The 17,398-nt window shown below is 72.2% G+C and carries 15 protein-coding genes; 11 read left to right on the top strand and 4 right to left on the bottom strand.

Annotation, left to right across the window (positions count from 1 at the left end):
* The first annotated feature begins 119 nt into the window (after window positions 1-119).
* Window positions 120-470: an alpha/beta fold hydrolase gene (locus J7E88_RS12110; protein WP_215179972.1), complete on the top strand. Its 351-nt coding sequence runs from the start codon at window positions 120-122 to the stop codon at window positions 468-470.
* A gap of 176 nt (window positions 471-646) precedes the next feature.
* The gene (locus J7E88_RS12105) at window positions 647-1,180 is read left to right on the top strand and encodes a VOC family protein (RefSeq protein WP_215179970.1); all 534 of its coding nucleotides are present in this window, start codon (window positions 647-649) and stop codon (window positions 1,178-1,180) included.
* 377 nt (window positions 1,181-1,557) lie between these two features.
* Here the strand turns inward: J7E88_RS12105 and J7E88_RS12100 are convergent, their stop codons facing one another.
* Window positions 1,558-3,264: an acyl-CoA synthetase gene (locus J7E88_RS12100; protein WP_215179968.1), complete on the bottom strand. Its 1,707-nt coding sequence runs from the start codon at window positions 3,262-3,264 to the stop codon at window positions 1,558-1,560.
* Between the two features lie 187 nt (window positions 3,265-3,451).
* On the opposite strand from J7E88_RS12100, the gene J7E88_RS12095 reads away from it, so the two are divergent.
* The 5 genes from J7E88_RS12095 to J7E88_RS12075 all read left to right on the top strand — a co-directional run bounded on the left by J7E88_RS12095 (window position 3,452) and on the right by J7E88_RS12075 (window position 7,917).
* Entirely contained in the window at window positions 3,452-4,261 is an 810-nt protein-coding gene (locus J7E88_RS12095; protein WP_215179966.1) for a crotonase/enoyl-CoA hydratase family protein, read from the top strand.
* 33 nt (window positions 4,262-4,294) lie between these two features.
* Window positions 4,295-5,341 carry an OB-fold nucleic acid binding domain-containing protein gene (locus J7E88_RS12090; RefSeq protein ID WP_215179964.1) on the top strand — a complete coding sequence of 349 codons (1,047 nt, stop codon included), beginning with the start codon at window positions 4,295-4,297 and terminating at the stop codon, window positions 5,339-5,341.
* Window positions 5,338-6,393 (top strand): thiolase domain-containing protein, encoded by a 1,056-nt coding sequence (locus J7E88_RS12085; protein WP_215179962.1) that lies wholly within the window; start codon window positions 5,338-5,340, stop codon window positions 6,391-6,393. The genes J7E88_RS12090 and J7E88_RS12085 overlap by 4 nt, the downstream gene beginning before the upstream one ends.
* 1 nt (window position 6,394) lies before the next feature.
* Window positions 6,395-7,561 carry a thiolase domain-containing protein gene (locus J7E88_RS12080; RefSeq protein WP_215179960.1) on the top strand — a complete coding sequence of 389 codons (1,167 nt, stop codon included), beginning with the start codon at window positions 6,395-6,397 and terminating at the stop codon, window positions 7,559-7,561.
* 140 nt (window positions 7,562-7,701) lie between these two features.
* The gene (locus J7E88_RS12075; RefSeq protein WP_215180186.1) at window positions 7,702-7,917 is read left to right on the top strand and encodes a DUF397 domain-containing protein; all 216 of its coding nucleotides are present in this window, start codon (window positions 7,702-7,704) and stop codon (window positions 7,915-7,917) included.
* A gap of 590 nt (window positions 7,918-8,507) precedes the next feature.
* Here J7E88_RS12075 and J7E88_RS12070 read toward each other — a convergent pair.
* Window positions 8,508-8,873: a hypothetical protein gene (locus tag J7E88_RS12070; RefSeq protein WP_215179958.1), complete on the bottom strand. Its 366-nt coding sequence runs from the start codon at window positions 8,871-8,873 to the stop codon at window positions 8,508-8,510.
* Window positions 8,874-9,096: 223 nt separating this feature from the next.
* Here J7E88_RS12070 and J7E88_RS12065 point away from each other — a divergent pair, with 223 nt between their 5' ends.
* Entirely contained in the window at window positions 9,097-9,597 is a 501-nt protein-coding gene (locus J7E88_RS12065) for a hypothetical protein (protein ID WP_215179956.1), read from the top strand.
* Window positions 9,598-9,738: 141 nt separating this feature from the next.
* Here the strand turns inward: J7E88_RS12065 and J7E88_RS12060 are convergent, their stop codons facing one another.
* Window positions 9,739-11,250, bottom strand: coding sequence for a trehalose-6-phosphate synthase (locus J7E88_RS12060; RefSeq protein WP_215179954.1), 1,512 nt, complete (start codon window positions 11,248-11,250; stop codon window positions 9,739-9,741).
* Between the two features lie 286 nt (window positions 11,251-11,536).
* Between J7E88_RS12060 and J7E88_RS12055 the strand changes: the two genes are divergently transcribed.
* The 3 genes from J7E88_RS12055 to J7E88_RS12045 are packed head-to-tail and all read left to right on the top strand — an operon-like array spanning window position 11,537 to window position 14,918.
* The gene (locus J7E88_RS12055) at window positions 11,537-12,844 is read left to right on the top strand and encodes an NAD(P)-dependent oxidoreductase (RefSeq protein ID WP_215179953.1); all 1,308 of its coding nucleotides are present in this window, start codon (window positions 11,537-11,539) and stop codon (window positions 12,842-12,844) included.
* The gene (locus J7E88_RS12050; RefSeq protein ID WP_215179952.1) at window positions 12,844-14,199 is read left to right on the top strand and encodes an MFS transporter; all 1,356 of its coding nucleotides are present in this window, start codon (window positions 12,844-12,846) and stop codon (window positions 14,197-14,199) included. The genes J7E88_RS12055 and J7E88_RS12050 overlap by 1 nt, the downstream gene beginning before the upstream one ends.
* Window positions 14,199-14,918: an HAD family hydrolase gene (locus J7E88_RS12045; RefSeq protein ID WP_215179951.1), complete on the top strand. Its 720-nt coding sequence runs from the start codon at window positions 14,199-14,201 to the stop codon at window positions 14,916-14,918. The genes J7E88_RS12050 and J7E88_RS12045 overlap by 1 nt, the downstream gene beginning before the upstream one ends.
* Window positions 14,919-15,065: 147 nt before the next feature.
* Here J7E88_RS12045 and J7E88_RS12040 read toward each other — a convergent pair whose 3' ends face one another.
* Window positions 15,066-17,270 carry a terpene synthase family protein gene (locus tag J7E88_RS12040; RefSeq protein ID WP_215179950.1) on the bottom strand — a complete coding sequence of 735 codons (2,205 nt, stop codon included), beginning with the start codon at window positions 17,268-17,270 and terminating at the stop codon, window positions 15,066-15,068.
* Window positions 17,271-17,398: the final 128 nt, after the last annotated feature.

Genomic DNA, 17,398 nt, shown 5'->3' with positions numbered 1-17,398 from the left:
CCCGTCCCAAACCGGACGACCGATCATTCGGTCGTGCTGCTCCGGATCAGTAATCCAGCCGTCGCCGCCGACGTCAAGGCACGTGCACGGACCTGTGCGGAAGCACGCGGAACGGCACGGTGCGCTGGGGCGTACCCGTTGCGGCCGCCCGCGGCGACTGGCCCCTCGACCCGCCGCGGCAATCGGCCGTCCGCCCCGACGGACCGCTGGACTTCGACTGGCCGCTCGTACCCGCCACGGACGCCGAGCTCAACGAGCCCGATCCGGCCTGGTGGGGCCGCCTGGAGTCGATCAAGGCCCCGACCCTGGTGATCGCCGGCGGGCCGGCGAGCAGTGTCCCCCAGGACCGGCTCGCCGCGCTGGCCGCGCGGATCCCGGGCGCACGCCTGGTCACCGTCGACGCGGGGCACCTTGTGCACGAGACCAGGCCGGAGGAGTTTCTGGCCCTGCTGAAGGCCTTCGGCGTCTGACGGACGCGGCGCCGGGGACGTACCGCTCACGCACCGCACCGGTGCGTGACCGGTTGGTACGTACGGACCCATTGCGGCGGCGCCGGTCGCACGCGACGCGGTACTCGGCCAGGATCCGGGGAACATGGCGAAGAGAAGTTGAATTGCGCAAACACCCCGAGGTGAAGGAGTCCGCGATGCCTCAGCCAGAGGGAGCCGCGCTAGAGGCCGTCCGCGCCCGCCGCGAGGAACTGCGGCAGCGCTATCTGCGGCCACCGGGCGACCGGCCCGCGACGACTACCCGCGGTATCCACCATGTGGCGTTCATCTGCCGTGACGTCGAGGAGACCATCCGCTTCTACCAGGGGTTCCTGGGCTTCCCGCTCGTGGAGATCGTGGAGAACCGTGACTACCGCGGCTCGACCCACTTCTTCTTCGACATCGGCAACAACAACCTGCTGGGGTTCTTCGACTTCCCCGGTCACGAACACCCGCCCGCCACGGAGACGATCGGTGGCGTGCAGCACATGGCCCTGTCGGTGGACGCACCGCACTACACGGCCGCGCGCAAGAAGCTCGACGAGGCGGGAGTGGAGTACGTCGGGCCCGACCGGGGGGTCGAGGAGAGCTTGTACCTCCACGATCCGAACGGCGTGCCGCTGGAGCTGTACCGCGAGCGGCTCGGCATCTTCAACGGCGAGCAGATCCTCGACAGCGTCGCCGACGACTGAGCGCGGTGCCGGGGGCTTCGCGTCAGCCGGTGCCCCCGCCCCGCCGCCTTCGGGCCGCTGGCCTGCCTGGACCGGCCGGGGCCACGCGTCGGCCCGCCCCGCCGCTTTCGGCCTGCCTCGCCGCCCTTCGTACGATCGGCCCGTGTGGTCCGCGTGACCCGTGTGATCTGTCGATCCGGGAAGGGAACCCGTGCAACTCGCCGGCTCCGCGGCGTCGGGGCGGGTGCCGTCGTGCGACGGCCGGCTCGTCGCGGCCGCCGCGCACGTTCGCCAGGAGCGCCGCCTCGACTCCCTGCACACGACCGCCCTGACGCGGGCCTGCCGTCGGTCCGCGCCTTCCGGACCCAGCCCCGGCGGGCCGGTGGACGGGCGGCCGCTCAGTCCCGGGGCGCCGGCTCCGGACGCGGACCGCGACCGGCATCCGCATCCGCATCCACATCCGCAGCCGGATCCGGGCCCGGATCCGACGCCACCGCTCGCGCCCAGCGGTAGTCCGCCTTGCCGCTGGGCGACCGCCGGATCTCCGCGGTGATCACCAGTCGGCGGGGGATCTTGTAGCCCGCGAGACGGCCGCGGCAGTGCGACCGCAGATCCTTTAGAGTCGGCGCGGCGGCTCCCGCGCGTGGCTGCACCACCGCCGCGACCCGGTTGCCCCATGTCCCGTCCGGCACACCCGCGACCAGCGCGTCGTACACGTCGGGATGGGACTTCAGGGCCTGCTCGACCTCCTCCGGGTACACCTTCTCGCCACCCGTGTTGATGCACTGGGATCCGCGGCCGAGGACCGTGACGATGCCGCTGTCGTCGACCGTCGCCATGTCACCGAGCAGCACCCACCGCTCGCCCCCGCGCCGGAAGAACGTCTCCGCCGTCTTCCGTGGGTCGTTGTAGTAGCCCAGCGGGACATGACCGCGCTGCGCGATACGGCCCGGCTCGCCCGGCTTCACCGGCTCGTACGTGGCCGGGTCCACCACCGCCGTACGGGAGTTGACCCTGAGCCGGAAGCCGTTGTCCGGTCCCGAGTCGTCGGTCGCCGTCCCGTTGAAACCGGACTCGGACGAGCCGAAGTTGTTCAGCAGCAGTACGTTCGGGGCGAGCGCGGCGAACTGGGCGCGCACCGTCTCCGACATGATCGCGCCCGAACTGGAGACGCTGAACAGCGACGACAGGTCGCAGCCCTTGAGCGGACCGCTGAGCGCGTCGATCAGCGGCCGCAGCATCGCGTCGCCGACGAGGGACACGCTGGTCACCTTCTCCCGCTCGATGGTTCGCAGCACCTCGGACGGCACGAATTTGCGGTGCAGGACGACCCGTTGGCCGAAGTTGAACCCGATGAACGCGGTGAGGGTCGATGTGCCGTGCATCAGCGGGGGAGTGGGAAAAAACGTGATGCCGTCGCCGCCGGCGGCGACCCGCTGGGCCAGTTCCTCGGGCGACGACACCGGCTCCCCGGTGGGCGCCCCGCCCCCGAGACCCGAGAAGAAGAGGTCCTCCTGACGCCACATCACCCCCTTGGGCATGCCGGTCGTCCCGCCCGTATAGATGATGAACTGGTCGTCCCCCGAGCGCTGCGCGAACCCGCGGCCGGGCGACGCCTCGGCCTCGGCTTCGGCGAAGGCCACCGCGCCGACAAGGGACGTGCCGTCGAGTGGCGCGCCGTCGGGCGGCGTGCCGACCCGCAGGAGATGGCGGAGCCGGTCAGCACGGGGCAGGGCGCCGGCGACCCGCTGGTCGAACTCGGCGTCGAAGACGAGCGCCGCCAGATCGGCGTCGCGGTAGAGGTAGACCAGTTCCTCTTCCACATAACGGTAGTTGACGTTCACCGGCACGATGCGTGCCTTGAGGCAGCCGAGGACGGTCTGCAGATATTCCACGCCGTTGTACAGATGCAGGCCCAGGTGCTCGCCGGGCCGGAGGCCCGCGTCCAGCAGGTGGTGGGCGATGCGGTTGGCCGCCGCGTCGAGCCCGGCGTAGGTGAGGCGACGCTCGGCGCCCGTGCCCGGGTGGTCGATGTACACCAGCGCCTCGCGGTCCGGGACCGCGTCGACTACCGATTCGAACAGATCGGCAAGGTTGTACTCCACCGCTCCTCCTGTCATCGGCGAACACGGCCTGTCATCGGCGAACCACGGCCCGGCCGTCATTAGAGCGCCGGGCGGCACAAGGGGGAAGGCCCGCCGCCGAAGAAATCTGACTGGTTGTCAGAAAACTCTTGAACTGGCACCCGGCCTGCTGCAACCTGTTCCAGGTCACCGGACGGGAGGTCCGCGCATGGGACGAGACGGCGGTACCGAACACCTCACCGTGCGGCGCGAAGGCGCCACACTCGTGCTCACCCTCAACAGACCCGAGGCGAAGAACGCCCTGTCCATGGCCATGCTCGTCGGCCTGTACGACGGCTGGCTGGAGGCGGACGAGGACGACACCGTGCGCTCCGTCGTCCTCACCGGCGCCGGCGGCAGTTTCTGCTCCGGCATGGACCTCAAAGCGCTCTCGGGCCGGGGTATGGCGGGGCAGCAGTACCGGGACCGGATGGAAGCCGACCCCGATCTGCACTGGAAGGCGATGCTCCGCCATCACCGGCCCCGTAAACCGGTGATTGCAGCCGTCGAGGGCCACTGCGTGGCGGGCGGCACGGAGATCCTGCAGGGCACCGACATCCGCATCGCGGGCGAAGGCGCGACGTTCGGACTCTTCGAGGTCCGCCGCGGACTGTTCCCGATCGGCGGCTCGACCGTACGGCTGCCGCGCCAGATCCCGCACACCCACGCCCTGGAGATGCTGCTCACGGGCCGCCCGTACAGCGCCGACGAGGCGTTCCGGATCGGGCTCGTCGGCCGTGTCGTCCCGGACGGCACCGCGCTGGAGACGGCACTCGGCATCGCGGAACGGATCAACGCCTGCGGCCCGCTGGCCGTGGAGGCCGTCAAGGCATCCGTGTACGCCACGGCCGGCATGGCCGAAGCGGAGGGACTGGCCGCCGAACTGAAGCGGGGCTGGCCCCTCTTCGACACGGCTGACGCCAAGGAAGGCGCCCGCGCCTTCGCCGAGAAACGCCCGCCGGTCTACCGCCGGGCCTGACCCCGTCCGTCGCGCAGAACGGAGCGCCGCCCAATGACACCCCGACCCGGACCCGGCCCCGCGACGGAGGCGCTCAGCGCGCCGATGGTCGTCGAGTTCCCCTTCACCCGCTCCCTCGGGCCCGTGCAGAGCGCCTTCCTCACCGGGCTGCGCGAGAAGGCCGTCCTCGGCGTACGCACCGGCGACGGCAAGGTGCTCGTGCCGCCCGTCGAATACGACCCCGTCACCGCCGAGGAGTTGAGCAGCCTGGTCGAGGTCGGCACCACCGGCACGGTCATCACCTGGGCCTGGAACCCGGTCCCGCGCCGTGGCCAGCCGCTGACCACCCCCTTCGCCTGGGTGCTCGTCCGCCTCGACGGCGCCGACACCGCTCTGCTGCACGTCCTCGACGCACCCGGCCCCGATGCCGTACGCACGGGTGTGCGGGTGCGCGTCCGATGGGCCGCGCAGCGCACCGGCGCCATCACGGACATCGCCTGCTTCGAGCTGTGCGACACGGAGAACGATGCGGAGAACGATGCGGAGTACGGCGCGGGGCACGTCGCGGAGCCGTGCCGCGCTGCCCCCGCCGCCGCCACCGCCCGCCCCCACAGCGGCGCCTTCGACGACCCCGTCACGGCCATCGTCACCCCCGCCCGGCTCGACTACACCTACGCCCCCGGCCGCGCGCAGAGCGCCCACCTCGCCGCGCTCGCCGAGCGCCGGATCGTCGGCGAACGCTGCCCCCGCTGCCGGAAGGTCTACGTCCCGCCCCGCGGTGCCTGCCCCACGTGCGGGGTAGCGACCGCGGAACAGGTCGAGGTGGGGCCCAGCGGCACCGTGACCACGTTCTGCATCGTCAACATCAAGGCCAGGAACGCCCTGAACGACGCCATCGAGGTGCCCTACGTCTATGCGCACATCGCCCTCGACGGCGCCGACCTCGCGCTGCACGGGCGCATCGCAGGCATCCCGTACGACCAGGTGCGCATGGGTCTGCGCGTCGAACCGGTGTGGCGCGACGGCACGCTGCACCCCGACCACTACCGGCCGACCGGCGAGCCCGACGCCGACTACGACACGTACAAGGAGCTGCTGTGACGCGGTACGCCAGGGACGTCGCCATCGTCGCCTTCGCGCAGACCGACCACCGGCGCCGCACGGACGACGTGTCCGAGGTCGAGATGCTCATGCCGGTGCTGCACGACGTCCTCACCCGTACGGGCCTGACGACCGGCGACATCGGCTTCACCTGCTCCGGCTCCAGCGACTACCTCGCCGGACGCGCCTTCTCCTTCACCATGGCCCTCGACGGAGTGGGCGCCTGGCCGCCGATCAGCGAGTCGCACGTAGAGACGGACGGCGCCTGGGCCCTGTACGAGGCGTGGGTGAAACTCCTGACGGGTGAGGCGGACACCGCGCTCGTCTACGCGTACGGCAAGTCATCCCCCGGTGACGTGCGCGAGGTGCTGAGCCGTCAGCTCGACCCGTACTACCTCGCCCCGCTCTGGCCCGACTCGGTCGCTCTCGCTGCCCTCCAGGCGCAGGCGGTCGTCGACGCGGGCATCGCCGACGAGTCGGTCTTCGCGGCGGTCGCCGCTCGCAGCCGTGCCGACGCGACCGCCAACCCTCACGCTCAGCTCAAGGGCGAGCTTCCCGCCACCGAGCACCTCGTCCGGCCGCTCAGGGCCGCCGACTGTCCGCCGGTCGGCGACGGCGCGGCCGCGGTGATCCTCGCCGCCGGCGACACCGCCCGCGCACTGTGTCCCCGCCCTGCGTGGATACGGGGCATCGACCACCGCGTCGAGGCCCACTCCCTCGGCGTACGGGACCTCACGCACTCGCCGTCGACGCGCCTCGCGGCCGAGCACGCCGGAGTGTTCGAGCGGCCCGTCGACACCGCGGAACTGCATGCCCCGTTCAGTTCGCAGGAGATCGTCCTGCGCCGGAGTCTCGACCTCGACGACAGCGTGAGGGTCAACCCGTCCGGCGGAGCGCTGGCAGCCAATCCCGTGATGGCCACCGGCCTGATCAGGCTCGGCGAGGCGGCCGCCCGCATCCACCGCGGCACGTCCGACCGGGCCCTTGCCCACGCCACGTCCGGCCCCTGCCTGCAGCAGAACCTGGTCGCCGTCCTCGAAGGAGAGGTCTGACATGCCCCGTGAGCCCGTGGCCGTCGTCGGCATCGGCCAGACCAAGCACGTCGCCGCCCGCCGCGACGTCTCCATCGCCGGACTCGTCCGCGAGGCCGCGCAGCGGGCCCTGGACGACGCCCAGCTCGGCTGGGCCGACATCGACGCCGTCGTCATCGGCAAGGCGCCGGACTTCTTCGAGGGCGTGATGATGCCCGAGCTGTATCTCGCCGACGCGCTCGGCGCCGTTGGAAAACCCGTGCTCCGCGTGCACACCGCCGGATCGGTCGGCGGCTCCACCGCGCTCGTCGCCGCCGGCCTGGTCGCCGCACGCGTCCACCGCTCCGTCCTCACGGTCGCCTTCGAGAAGCAGTCCGAGTCCAACGCCATGTGGGGCCTGTCGCTGCCGATCCCCTTCCAGCAGCCCCTCCTCGCGGGGGCCGGCGGCTTCTTCGCCCCCCACGTACGCGCCTACATGCGGCGCACCGGCGCACCGGACACGATCGGTTCCCTCGTCGCCTACAAGGACCGCCGCAACGCGCTCAAGAACCCGTACGCCCACCTGCACGAGCACGACATCACTCTGGAGAAGGTGCAGGCGTCGCCCATGCTCTGGGACCCCGTGCGCTACTCCGAGACCTGCCCCTCCTCCGACGGCGCCTGCGCCATGGTCCTCACCGACCGCAGTGGCGCTGCCCGTTCGCCCGCGCCGCCCGCCTGGATGCACGGCGGTGCCATGCGCAGTGAGCCGACGATGTTCGCGGGCAAGGACTTCGTCTCCCCGCAGGCCGGAAAGGACTGCGCCGCCGATGTCTACCGGCAGGCAGGCATCACCGACCCACGCCGCGAGATCGACGCGGTCGAGATGTACGTACCGTTCTCCTGGTACGAGCCGATGTGGCTGGAGAACCTGGGCTTCGCCGCCGAGGGCGAGGGGTGGAAGCTCACCGAGTCCGGAGCGACCGGACTCGACGGCGATCTGCCCGTCAACCCGTCGGGCGGCGTGCTGTCCACCAACCCCATCGGGGCCTCGGGCATGATCCGTTTCGCCGAGGCGGCACTGCAGGTACGCGGACAGGCCGGTGAGCACCAGGTCGACGGCGCCCGCAGGGCGCTGGGCCACGCGTACGGCGGCGGATCGCAGTTCTTCTCCATGTGGCTCGTGGGGGCGGAGCCGCCGGCCGCATGATGTGGCACGCACCGGCCGGCCGACGCCGCGCCGCGTGTCCGCGCCCTGTCCGCGACCCTGCGCCGTCGCTAGTCTGGCCCCGGAATCGATGCGGGAGGAGCAGGGACGTGGCCGACAGCACCACCACCACTACCACGCACATGTTTTCGGGCTGGGACAAGCCGGAGCTGGATCTCAGCGGCGCCGACTGGCAGTCGGGCAGTCGGGGAGTGGGCGACGTCCAGATCGCCTTCGTCGAAGGCTTTGTCGCGATGCGCAACGGGGGGCGGCCCGAGAACCCGTCGCTGATCTTCACACCTGCCGAGTGGCGTGCCTTCGTGCTGAACGCCCGCCACGGTGAGTTCGACCTGACGTGACATGACGGAGCATGACCTGACCTGACCTGACCTGGAATGGCCGGGGCCACGGTGGCCGGCGACGCGGCCGCGCCTGCTCACTGCCTCGTTCTCGACCTCGCCCTCACGGTCCGCCACGACGGGCATGGAGGCGTGGCCGACGACCTGGCGGATACGGCGGAGCTGACCGAGTGGGTCCGCCGGCACGTGGACGGCCTCGATGGTCCGCAGGGCGAGACCGCGCGGACGCGGCGGCAGCCGGGCCGCCGGTGCACGCACGCCGTCGGTCGTTCCCGACGGAGCACCCGGCCCGTACTCCCGGCCCGGTCGCCGAGGCGACGCGATCCGCGGGGCGAGACCGCGCGGAGGCGCGGCAGCCGGCCCGCCCGGCCGGGGCGCGCAGGCCCCGCACCCACCTCGGTCGGCGGCCGGCGCACCCACGGTGCTCCGGTACCTCGGCGGCGGCCGGCGTCGCATCCGGCGCTGCCCCGGTCCCCCGCGCCCCCGACCCAGGCGACCGCCTGCGGCGGAGGTCGGCCCCCGCCCCGTCGACCGCCCGCGGCGACACGGTCTCCGACCGGGCTTTCTCCCGGACCGCGGCCGCGGCCGCGTCAGGCGGACGTCTGGGTCGCGCCGTAGGACGGGCCGGCCGCCGAGCCGTTGATCTTCTCGATGGCCTGGCGGGCGTGCTCACCCGGCGTACGGGCCGTCAGCGTCGAGACGGACGGGACCGAGGCCGCGGTCGGCGGGAGGGGCGGGGCAGGGTCCGTGGCGGGCTTGGCGCGCATCGCGGAGCGGGTGCGCAGCCGGTGCCCAGCGGCCTCGTCGAGGCTCACGGGCCGCTGCATCCGAGCGGCGAGCCTGCCCGCCTCCTGGCCGAGCGCCGCCACGTCCTCCCACTGGAGTCGGACCACGAGACGGAGTTCTGCCTCGCCGTCGGGAAGGGCCTGCAGGTCGGGGCCGATGGGGTCGTTCATGGGCGGATCCTCACGTGTCGGTACGGATCTTCGTCGGTGCTCTGCTCCTCGCGGACAACGCGTGCGCCCAGGGGTACGGGCGCGGCGCCGCGCGCGTTCAAAGCAGGCCCCGGCCCGGCCGCACTGCCCCCGGCGTGACCATGGAGGACAGCGTCCCCGTCGCACGCGACAGGGCCCCTGCCCCGACTCGGCCGACCCCCTGCGGGCACGTACCATTGCGGTTATGTCGTTTCTCCGCCGCCGCAGCGCCGCCACTCCCGCGGGTCCGGACTTCGATGTCCTGGCCATGGACCCGGGCGACTGGCCCGGAAATCTCGGCGCCGGTCTGCTGCCCGCCCCCGACGGCAGCTGCCAGGGCGTCTTCCTGCGCTACGACCTGTTCGGCGGCCGCGGCCCCGCGATGATCATCGGAAATCTGCCCGAGGGGTCCCCCGCCCGTGAGGTGGAGGAGGGCGAGATCCCCTTCGAGGTCGCCCAGCTCCTGATCGCCCTGGACAACGACGAGCCCGTCGAGGTGGTCGACGTCGAGGACACGCCGGTGATGCAGGGCGACAATCTGCTGATCGTCCGGCGCGTCAAGCTCTCCGAAAGCCGGATCTCCTGCGTCCAGTTCGACCGCAGCGACAACGTGCTCGTCACGATCGCCAGCTGGGACCGCCCGATCACCGACGACCTCTACGCGCTGCTGAAGCCGCTGCCCGCGGAGCTCTTCCAGCAGGGCTGAACCCACGGCACGAACCCGCCGCACACCGCATCGCCGTGCCCGCCTTGCGCGGGCACGGCGATGCGCGTGAGCGACAGGTGAGCGGAGCCTGGGCATCGCCCAGACCGCACCGCACCTGGCTCCTGCACCTGCCCGCGGGACCTATTCCGCGGCCTCCACGGCCCGCTCGGCTCGTTCCCCTTCTTCCTCGCCAGCCTGAGCAAGCTCTGCCAGGACGTCGGTCAGCCACCGTCCGGGCGGCAGCGCCACCGCACCCTTGCGCAGCCTCTCCAGCCGTTCTGCCCGCTCCGCGCGAGACAGGTCGAGGCCCGCGGCGATGGCGTCCGCGAGCTCCTGGACGTCGAAGGGGTCGATCAGTACGCAGCCGTCGGCGAGGTCGTCAGCCGCTCCGGCGTGCCGGGACAGGACCAGCGCCAGATCGCGCCGGCTGAGTACGGCGGCCTCCTTCGCGACGAGGTTCATACCGTCCCGTACCGGATTCACCACCAGCACGTCGGCCATGGCCATCGCCGCCAGTCCGCGCCCGAAGTCGTTGCGGGTCTCCAGGACGACCGGCTGCCAACCGTCCCTGCCGAAGCGCTCGTTGATTCCTGCGGCGAGCATCTCGACCTGCGCCGCGAGCTCGCGGTACGCGGCCAGCTCGCCACGTGAAGCGTAGGCGAGAACGAAGTGCACCACCGAGCCGTGCCGGCCGGGGTGCTGTTCGAGGAAGCGCGCGTACGCCTCCAGCCCCCGCACGATGTTCTTCGACGGTTCCATCCGGTCCACCCGCACCACCAGGCGGGCGTCCCCGGTCAGGGCGCGCAGCCGGCGTTCGTGCTCCGCCACGTCCGGGGCCGCGGCGCGCGTGTGCAGGGCCTCGGCGTCCACGCCCACCGGGAAACAGCGCACCCGCGACCAGCGCCCGTCCGGGCCGCGCACCGCCCGTCGGGCGTGGTCGGTGCGCAGCCCCAGCTGCTCGCAGCAGGACAGGAACGCCTCGGCCCAGCGCGGCACGAGGAAGCACACCAGATCTGCTCCCAGCAGACCGGTCACCAACTCCCGCTGTATGTCGACGGGGAGCACGGCGAAGCGCTCGGGGTCGGCCCACGGCGTCATGGTGCAGTGCGCGCTGCGCAGATCCGGGCGCAACTCCCGCAGCCGGCGCGGGGCCAGCGTCAGGTGGTAGTCCTGCAGCAGTACGGTGCCGCCGGGCAGCGCGGACTCGGCGCACGCGGCCGCGAAGTCGTCGTTGACCCGGCGGTACGCGTCCCAGTGGGATCCCAGGTCCGCGTCGAAGGCCGACTTCCCGCCATCATGGGGCAAATGGTGCTGCAGGAACCACAACAGCTCCGTGGAGACCGTTTGGTAGTAGGCGGCGAAGAGGGCTGGGCCGAGGTCGAGCAGCCGTACGCCGATCGGGCCCTCGGGCAGGTCCACTTCGTCGAGCCGGCCCCGTGCGCGCAGTTCCCGGGCGGCGGCCCGGTCCTCGTCGGTCAGGGCGGCGGCCACCCAGACCCCGCCGTGTGAGGCGAGCGCCGGGCCGAGTACGGCGATCAGGCCGCCGGCTCCGCGGTGCACGACCCCCCGGCCGTCGTCGCCGGTCCGCCGTTCGACCGGTCCGCGGTTGGAGGCGATCACCAGACTCGCACGCTGCTGCTGCCCTGTGTCCATGCCCTTGGACTTCCCCTCGGTGTTCGGGTGCTCTCCCGGATTCCGCCTCCGGCACCCGGCAGCGCTCCGCCACCACGACCCGCCGGTGCCGCCTCTTCCGGCGGCGGGCGGTGCAGTGTATGCGCAGACGGCCGCCTCGTCGGAAGACGGCAGAGGTGAGTTGGTCAAGTCGGCCCTGAGGCAGTGGAGTTGACAGACACTGGAGCGGTTCGTGGCGGGCCCGGCCCCGCCTTCCTACGCTCGCCCGTGTTCGGAGCACAGCTCTCCCACGAACGCGAGGTGCCTTATGGAACACATGGTCGACTCCGCGGGTCGCCGGCCCGACCCGGTGTTCCCCGACACCGTGTCCGAGCAGAGCCGTTCCGCGTTCCAGGACTATCTGGACGTACAACGGCGAACCATCCTCGTGCCCGAGGACGACCTGCGCCGGCGTATCGCCGGCCGCACCGTCGTCGTCACCGGAGCAGCGGGCTGTATCGGGCGGGCGCTGCTCGCCGAACTCCGGGCCTACTCCCCGGCGCGTGTCGTCGGTGTGGGACTGGAGGAGCAGCCCCGCCTGCCCGACGCCGACGAGCACCACACTCTCGACATCCGCGACGGCGCCGGACTGACCGCACTGTTGCGACGGATTGGTCCCGACCTCGTCTTCCACCTGGCCGCACAGCGCGACCCGGGTCTGGCCGAGCGCGCGGCGGCACACACCATCAGCACCAACGTGCTGGGCACGGCCCACGTCATCGAGGCCTGCGTCGCGGCGGGGACCGGCCAGCTCGTGTACGCCTCCACGGGCAAGGCGCTGCGGCCCTACACCAGCGACGTCTACGCCCAGAGCAAACGCACCGGCGAGTGGCTCGTGGTCGACGCGGCCGAGCGGGGCGTCCTGCCGGGCGCTGCCGTCCGCTTCACCCACGTCGTCGACAACGCGATCGTGCTCGGCCGCTTCCGGGACTGGTGCCGACGTGGTGAACCCCTGCGACTGCACGGCAGGGACACCTCGTTCTACGTCCAGTCGGCGCGCGAGTCGGCTCGGCTGCTGCTCGCCGCGTCGCTGGCCCCGCTCGACGACCGTTTCCGGCTGTACGCCATCCACGACCTGGGCTGGCCCGTGAGCCTGATGGACCTCGCCCTGGGCGCGGTGGCCGAACAGGGCCGGCCCGTCCCCGTGGAGGTCGTCGGATACGAGCCCGGTTACGAGGAGCAGCCCTACCCCGGGCTCTACGATCCTCGCTACTCCGGTGAGGTCAGCCCGCTGATCAACGCCCTGGAGGCGCCGACCGTGCGGCCCGGCCCCGGCGGCGACGTCGACTGCGCCGGCGGCCGCGCCCGGCTCACCCCCGAACTGCGTGCGGGCGTCGACCACCTGACCCGGCTGTGCGCCCACCCCACCGACGAGAACTGGATCCGCGGCGTCTTCGACGCGCTGGCCTGGGGGCTGCTCGACCACGCGATCACCGATGCCGAACCGGAGTCCGTACGCCGCATCGTCAGGCTCACCGAGCCGCACCGGGAGCGGATGCCGGCCGAACACCTCAGGATCGACGATCTGTTCCGCAAGCACGCGGCCCGCCTGGGCCCGCCCGCCAAGGCCGCGTGATGATCTCACGGACCGGACCCCGGGACGCGGCACCGGCCGGCACCCGTGACGCCGCGCCTGCCCCCGGACTCACCCCTGCCCCCGGCGAGGCGCCTGCCGGCAGGACCGGGAGGTCCGCGCTGCGCGCCCTGCTCGCTGCGCAGGGCGTGGGTGCGCTCGGACTTGCCGCCGGTGGCACGGCCGGTTCGCTCATCGCCGAGGACATCCTCGGATCCACCGCCTACTCGGCCCTGCCCCTCGGCCTCCTGGTGCTGGGAGCCGCTGTGTCCGCACCGCTGCTCACGGCGCTGATGCGACGGCGCGGACGGACCGCGGGCCTCGCCGTCGGCTACGCACTGGCCACGGCAGGGGCCGCCCTGGTGGTCCTCGCGGCCACGCTCACCGACCCCGCCACGCTGCTCGTGGGCAGCGTGTTGCTCGGGATCGGCAACAACGCCGTGATGCTCGGCCGCTACGTGGCGGCCGACCTCGCGCCGGCCGGGCACAGCGCACGGGCCATGAGCGCCGCTCTGACCGCGGTCACCGCGGGTGCGGTCGGCGGACCGGCGCTGCTCGGCCCCGCGGGTACGGCGGCGCGGGCCCTGGGGCTGCCGGCCGCCGCAGGCCTGTACCTGCTGGCGGCTGTCGCCTTCCCGGCCGCCGCCGCGCTGACGCTGCGGCTGCAACACCGTTTGCGGCACACCGTCGGGGCCCGGGGCACCGCCGTGCTCACCGCGAGCGACGATCCGCAGCTGGGCGGTGCCGGCGCCCGTGACCGTCCGAAGGCCGACGACTCCGCCGCGGGCCACCGGCTCACGGGCCGACGGCTGACCGGTGGCGCGGCCCTCGCGCTGATCGTGCTGGGCGTCTCGAACCTGACCATGGTGACCGCGATGGGCGTCGCCCCTGCTCGTCTGCACGCCCACCACTGGTCGCTGGACACGGTCGGGCTGCTGGTGGCCGGGCATGTCGTGCTGATGTTCGGCCCGTCGGCCCTGTCCGGATGGCTCTGCGACCGTTTCGGACCGCGGCGGACGGCACTGCTCGGCGGCTTCGTCCAACTGCTCGCGCTTCCGCTCATCGCCCCCGCGGGCACCGGCGGCAGCCTGGCCGCCGTACCGGGACTGCTGCTGCTCGGTCTGGGCTGGAACCTCCAGCTCGTCAGCGGCAGCGCTCTGGTGATCAGCACCGCCGGGCCCGGGCACCGCCACCGGGCCGAGGGCCTCGGAGAGTCGGCGATGGGGGCGGGCGCGGTCGTCGGCACGCTCGGCATGGCCGGCCCGCTCCTCGCCGCCGGCGGGCTGCCGCTGCTGTGCCTGGCCCTCGGGGCCTCCACCCTGCTCGCCTCGATTCCACTGCTGCGGGAGTACCGCTGATGGCACCGACGAACGGGCGGCCCGGCCCGGGGCGGCCCCGGCCCGGCGCGGTCCTCATGGACTTCTCCGGCACACTGTTCGACGACACCTCGGTGATCCGTCCCGAGCGTCTGATCGCCCGTTGTGCCGCACGGGGCCGCGAGTTGGGGCATGCGCAGGCGCAGCGGCTGTGCACCGGCATACTCGCCGTGGTCGACTCTGCCGACGGCCGGGCACGGCGCGAGAACGCGGACCTGTCGGCCGACCGGCACCGCGCAATCTGGACCGCACTGGCCGCATCGGCCCCGGGCAGCGACGCGTTGATCGCGGAGGCGTTCTACGACTGCGTGATCGCGGCCGACGGCTGGCACCCCTATCCGGACACGCCGCAGGTGCTGAGGGCGCTGCACGCGGCAGAGGTCCCGGTGGCCGTGGTGAGCAACACGGGCTGGGACATCCGGGGTTCCTTCACCCACGCCGGTCTGGACGGTCTCGTGACCCGGTTCGTTCTGTCCTGCGAGCTGGGCGTGCAGAAGCCGGACCCGGCCCTCTTCCGGACCGCCTGCGACCTCCTGGGCGTACCCCCTGGGCACGCCCTCATGGTGGGCGACGACCCGGTACGGGACGGCGCGGCCACCACAGCGGGCATCCCCGCGTACATCCTCCCGGTGGCCCGGGGCCCGCTGCGCCCACGCGGGCTGGCCGCGGTGACCGACCTGCTCGGCACGGCCGTGTCCTGAGGCATCGTGCCCCGACGGCGGCCGGAGACACCATGCCGACGTGACAGCCTGAGGCACCGTCGCGGGTCCACGGCACACGACCCCGGACTCGACCACGGCGCCCCGGTGTCCTCGCGACCTGCTGCGAGGACACCGGCGCGCCCGTCGTCACTGGACCCGCACCTTCGACCGCTGGGCGGGCAGCGTCAGCCGGCACGCCGACGTACCTAGCCCCGTCGGAATGCCCAGCCGCCAGGGGGCGGCTCCGCCGCGCAGGTCCTCCTCCCGGTAACGCCGTACGCCACGGTGCCAGTTGAGAATCCCGGCCAGCCAGTCCTCCAGCTCGCCCACATAGCTGCCGAGCGCCGCCCGGGCCTTCTCATCCAGCGCGAAGTCCTCGCACAGCAAAAGCAGTTCGTGCTCCTTCACATGCAGGAACTCACGCAGTCGCGAACGCATCAGCCCGTCCGTCATCGCGGCCGCCGTGGGGTAGTCGCAGTCGAAGAACGTCTGCACCACCAGGACGGCGTTGTGGACCTCGCCCTCGTACTCGATCTCCTTCTGGTACGAGAACAGGTCGTTGAGCAGACAGGCGTAGTCCGCGGCGGAATTCTCCAGGCTGCGCAGCGGGCCGCTCGCGCAGATCTCCGGCGGGAGCTCGCCCTCGTGCCGCAGCCGGGCAAGGCTCATGGTCAGGTCCGAGCCGAACGTCAGCCGCCGCATCTCCATGTAGTCGACCGGGTCGGGCACACGGTGCTGCGCCTGGTTGTGCAGCTCCCACAGCCAGCTGTCGAGCATGACGTCGATCGCCCTGCGCAGGGACTGCCGGGCGCTCGGCGACATCGGTCCCGCGGTACGGGCCCACAGGTCCGCCAGGCTGCGCTCCATGGGAGCGACGGCGACGGCCGCGCCCGCCTCCGGCTCGTCGACGGGCATGCATTGCTTCAGCCGTTCGTTGGACAGCCTGGCACCCGCGAGGTCACGCGTCCGGCCGTAGACGAGCGGGTAGTAGTCGTCGCCGTACGTGCCCCAGGTCAGCCATTCGGCGCTGAGCTCCAGCTCCTCCGGAGTGGCGTCCGGGTCCAGCCCGGCCGAGCACAGCGCGAAGTCGAAACCGGCGAGCTTCGCCTCGTCCCAGATGTCGTTCAGCAGGCCCATGCGGCTCGCCCAGGCCAGCGACGCGGCGCGTGCGTCGTCCAGATGCGGGCTGAGCGAGAGGGCGAACGGCAGGTCGAACTCGGGCAGCCACGACGGCCCCACCGGCTGCGGCCGGTGCGTGAGCGTACGCAGCCGGGCCGCCGCGGGCCGCCCGAACAGCGTCCTGATGTCGAGGGCCGACGTCCCGAGCACACCGTCCAGAGGTGACGCCCAAGCGGTGTCCACGCCCTCGTTCATGTACCGGCTGGAGCGCAGGTGCCACTCGTGGCCGCCGGACTGCCAGTCCTGCAGCCCCTTGGCGTAGGCGGCGACCGCCGCGCACTCGGCCGGACTCAGCCCCCTCTCCAGGCACAGCGCGGGCACTTCGGTCAGCGCGGTGTTCTCGAACTGCTGGACGCGGGAGGTCAGCAGGTCGTTGACGGCGTCCGCCGCCTCCTGCGTCGTGCAGCCGAGGAACGTCTCCAGGACCAGCACGCCGTTGCTGTTCTCGCCCTCCTCCTCCACCTCCCGCTGGTACGAGAACAGGTCGTTGCGCAGATGCACCGCGTCCGAGAACGCGTCGCGCAGCACCCGCAGCGGGCGCGAGTCCGCGACGGACTCGGGGACCTCGGCCCCCGCCGCGTACTCCACGAGCCCCGCCGACCAGGGCGCCCCGCCCACCTTGCGGCGCATCTCGATGTACTCGAGCGGGTTCGCGATGCGACCCTCGTTGATGTTGGACAGCTCCCACATCGACTCGTTGAGCAGGTTCTCGGTGGACAGCGCGAAACGGGCGCGCCAGGCGGGCGACATGGCGGGTACCGTGCGGGCCCACAGATCGGCGAGGCCCGCCTCGACCGGGTTCGTCGGCTCGGGCGTCCCCCGGGACAGGTCCATCGGCATGAACGCCGGCAGCCGGTCCAGATACGCCTTGCCGCCCGCCCGGTCCTGGGTGCGCTTGAAGACCTCCAGGAAGTGGTCGTCGAAGAAGAAGACCCACACATACCAGTCCGTGACCAGACTCAACGCCTCCGCATCGCAGTCCGGATGCGTAGAGGCGCACAGCAGCGCGTAGTCGTGGGCGGCGAGGTCGCTCTCCTCCCAGATGCCGGAACCCTCCAGCATTCCCATCCGCCGTGCCCACTGCGTCGTGTGCCGTCGCGCCTCCTCGACATGCGGGTTGAGCCGTGCCGGATACGGCACGTAGAAATCCGGCAGTTCGAAGGGCTGGGCCATGGCAGTCAAGGGCCTTTCGGTGAGCATCCGCGCACCCGGGCGCGGACCAGATGTGGTCGGCCCAGCCCTACCCTTCGTCCAACCGGTGCACGCACCCGGGCGATTAGTCACACAACCCCGCGAAACGG

It is taken from the genome of Streptomyces sp. ISL-10 (assembly GCF_018614575.1).
GTDB lineage: Bacteria > Actinomycetota > Actinomycetes > Streptomycetales > Streptomycetaceae > Streptomyces.
Note: the sequence above shows the minus strand (reverse complement) of the source record. Positions and strands in the feature narration are given on the sequence as shown.

Bases quoted from the DNA above. Each gene is read 5' to 3' on its own strand.
- J7E88_RS12095 (WP_215179966.1), top strand. From the start codon at position 3,452: ATGGGACGAGACGGCGGTACCGAACACCTCACCGTGCGGCGCGAAGGC.
- J7E88_RS12055 (WP_215179953.1), top strand. From the start codon at position 11,537: ATGGAACACATGGTCGACTCCGCGGGTCGCCGGCCCGACCCGGTGTTC.
- J7E88_RS12080 (WP_215179960.1), top strand. From the start codon at position 6,395: ATGCCCCGTGAGCCCGTGGCCGTCGTCGGCATCGGCCAGACCAAGCAC.
- J7E88_RS12040 (WP_215179950.1), bottom strand. From the start codon at position 17,270: ATGGCCCAGCCCTTCGAACTGCCGGATTTCTACGTGCCGTATCCGGCA.
- J7E88_RS12045 (WP_215179951.1), top strand. From the start codon at position 14,199: ATGGCACCGACGAACGGGCGGCCCGGCCCGGGGCGGCCCCGGCCCGGC.
- J7E88_RS12065 (WP_215179956.1), top strand. From the start codon at position 9,097: ATGTCGTTTCTCCGCCGCCGCAGCGCCGCCACTCCCGCGGGTCCGGAC.
- J7E88_RS12050 (WP_215179952.1), top strand. From the start codon at position 12,844: ATGATCTCACGGACCGGACCCCGGGACGCGGCACCGGCCGGCACCCGT.
- J7E88_RS12075 (WP_215180186.1), top strand. From the start codon at position 7,702: ATGTTTTCGGGCTGGGACAAGCCGGAGCTGGATCTCAGCGGCGCCGAC.
- J7E88_RS12090 (WP_215179964.1), top strand. From the start codon at position 4,295: ATGACACCCCGACCCGGACCCGGCCCCGCGACGGAGGCGCTCAGCGCG.
- J7E88_RS12105 (WP_215179970.1), top strand. From the start codon at position 647: ATGCCTCAGCCAGAGGGAGCCGCGCTAGAGGCCGTCCGCGCCCGCCGC.
- J7E88_RS12070 (WP_215179958.1), bottom strand. From the start codon at position 8,873: ATGAACGACCCCATCGGCCCCGACCTGCAGGCCCTTCCCGACGGCGAG.
- J7E88_RS12060 (WP_215179954.1), bottom strand. From the start codon at position 11,250: ATGGACACAGGGCAGCAGCAGCGTGCGAGTCTGGTGATCGCCTCCAAC.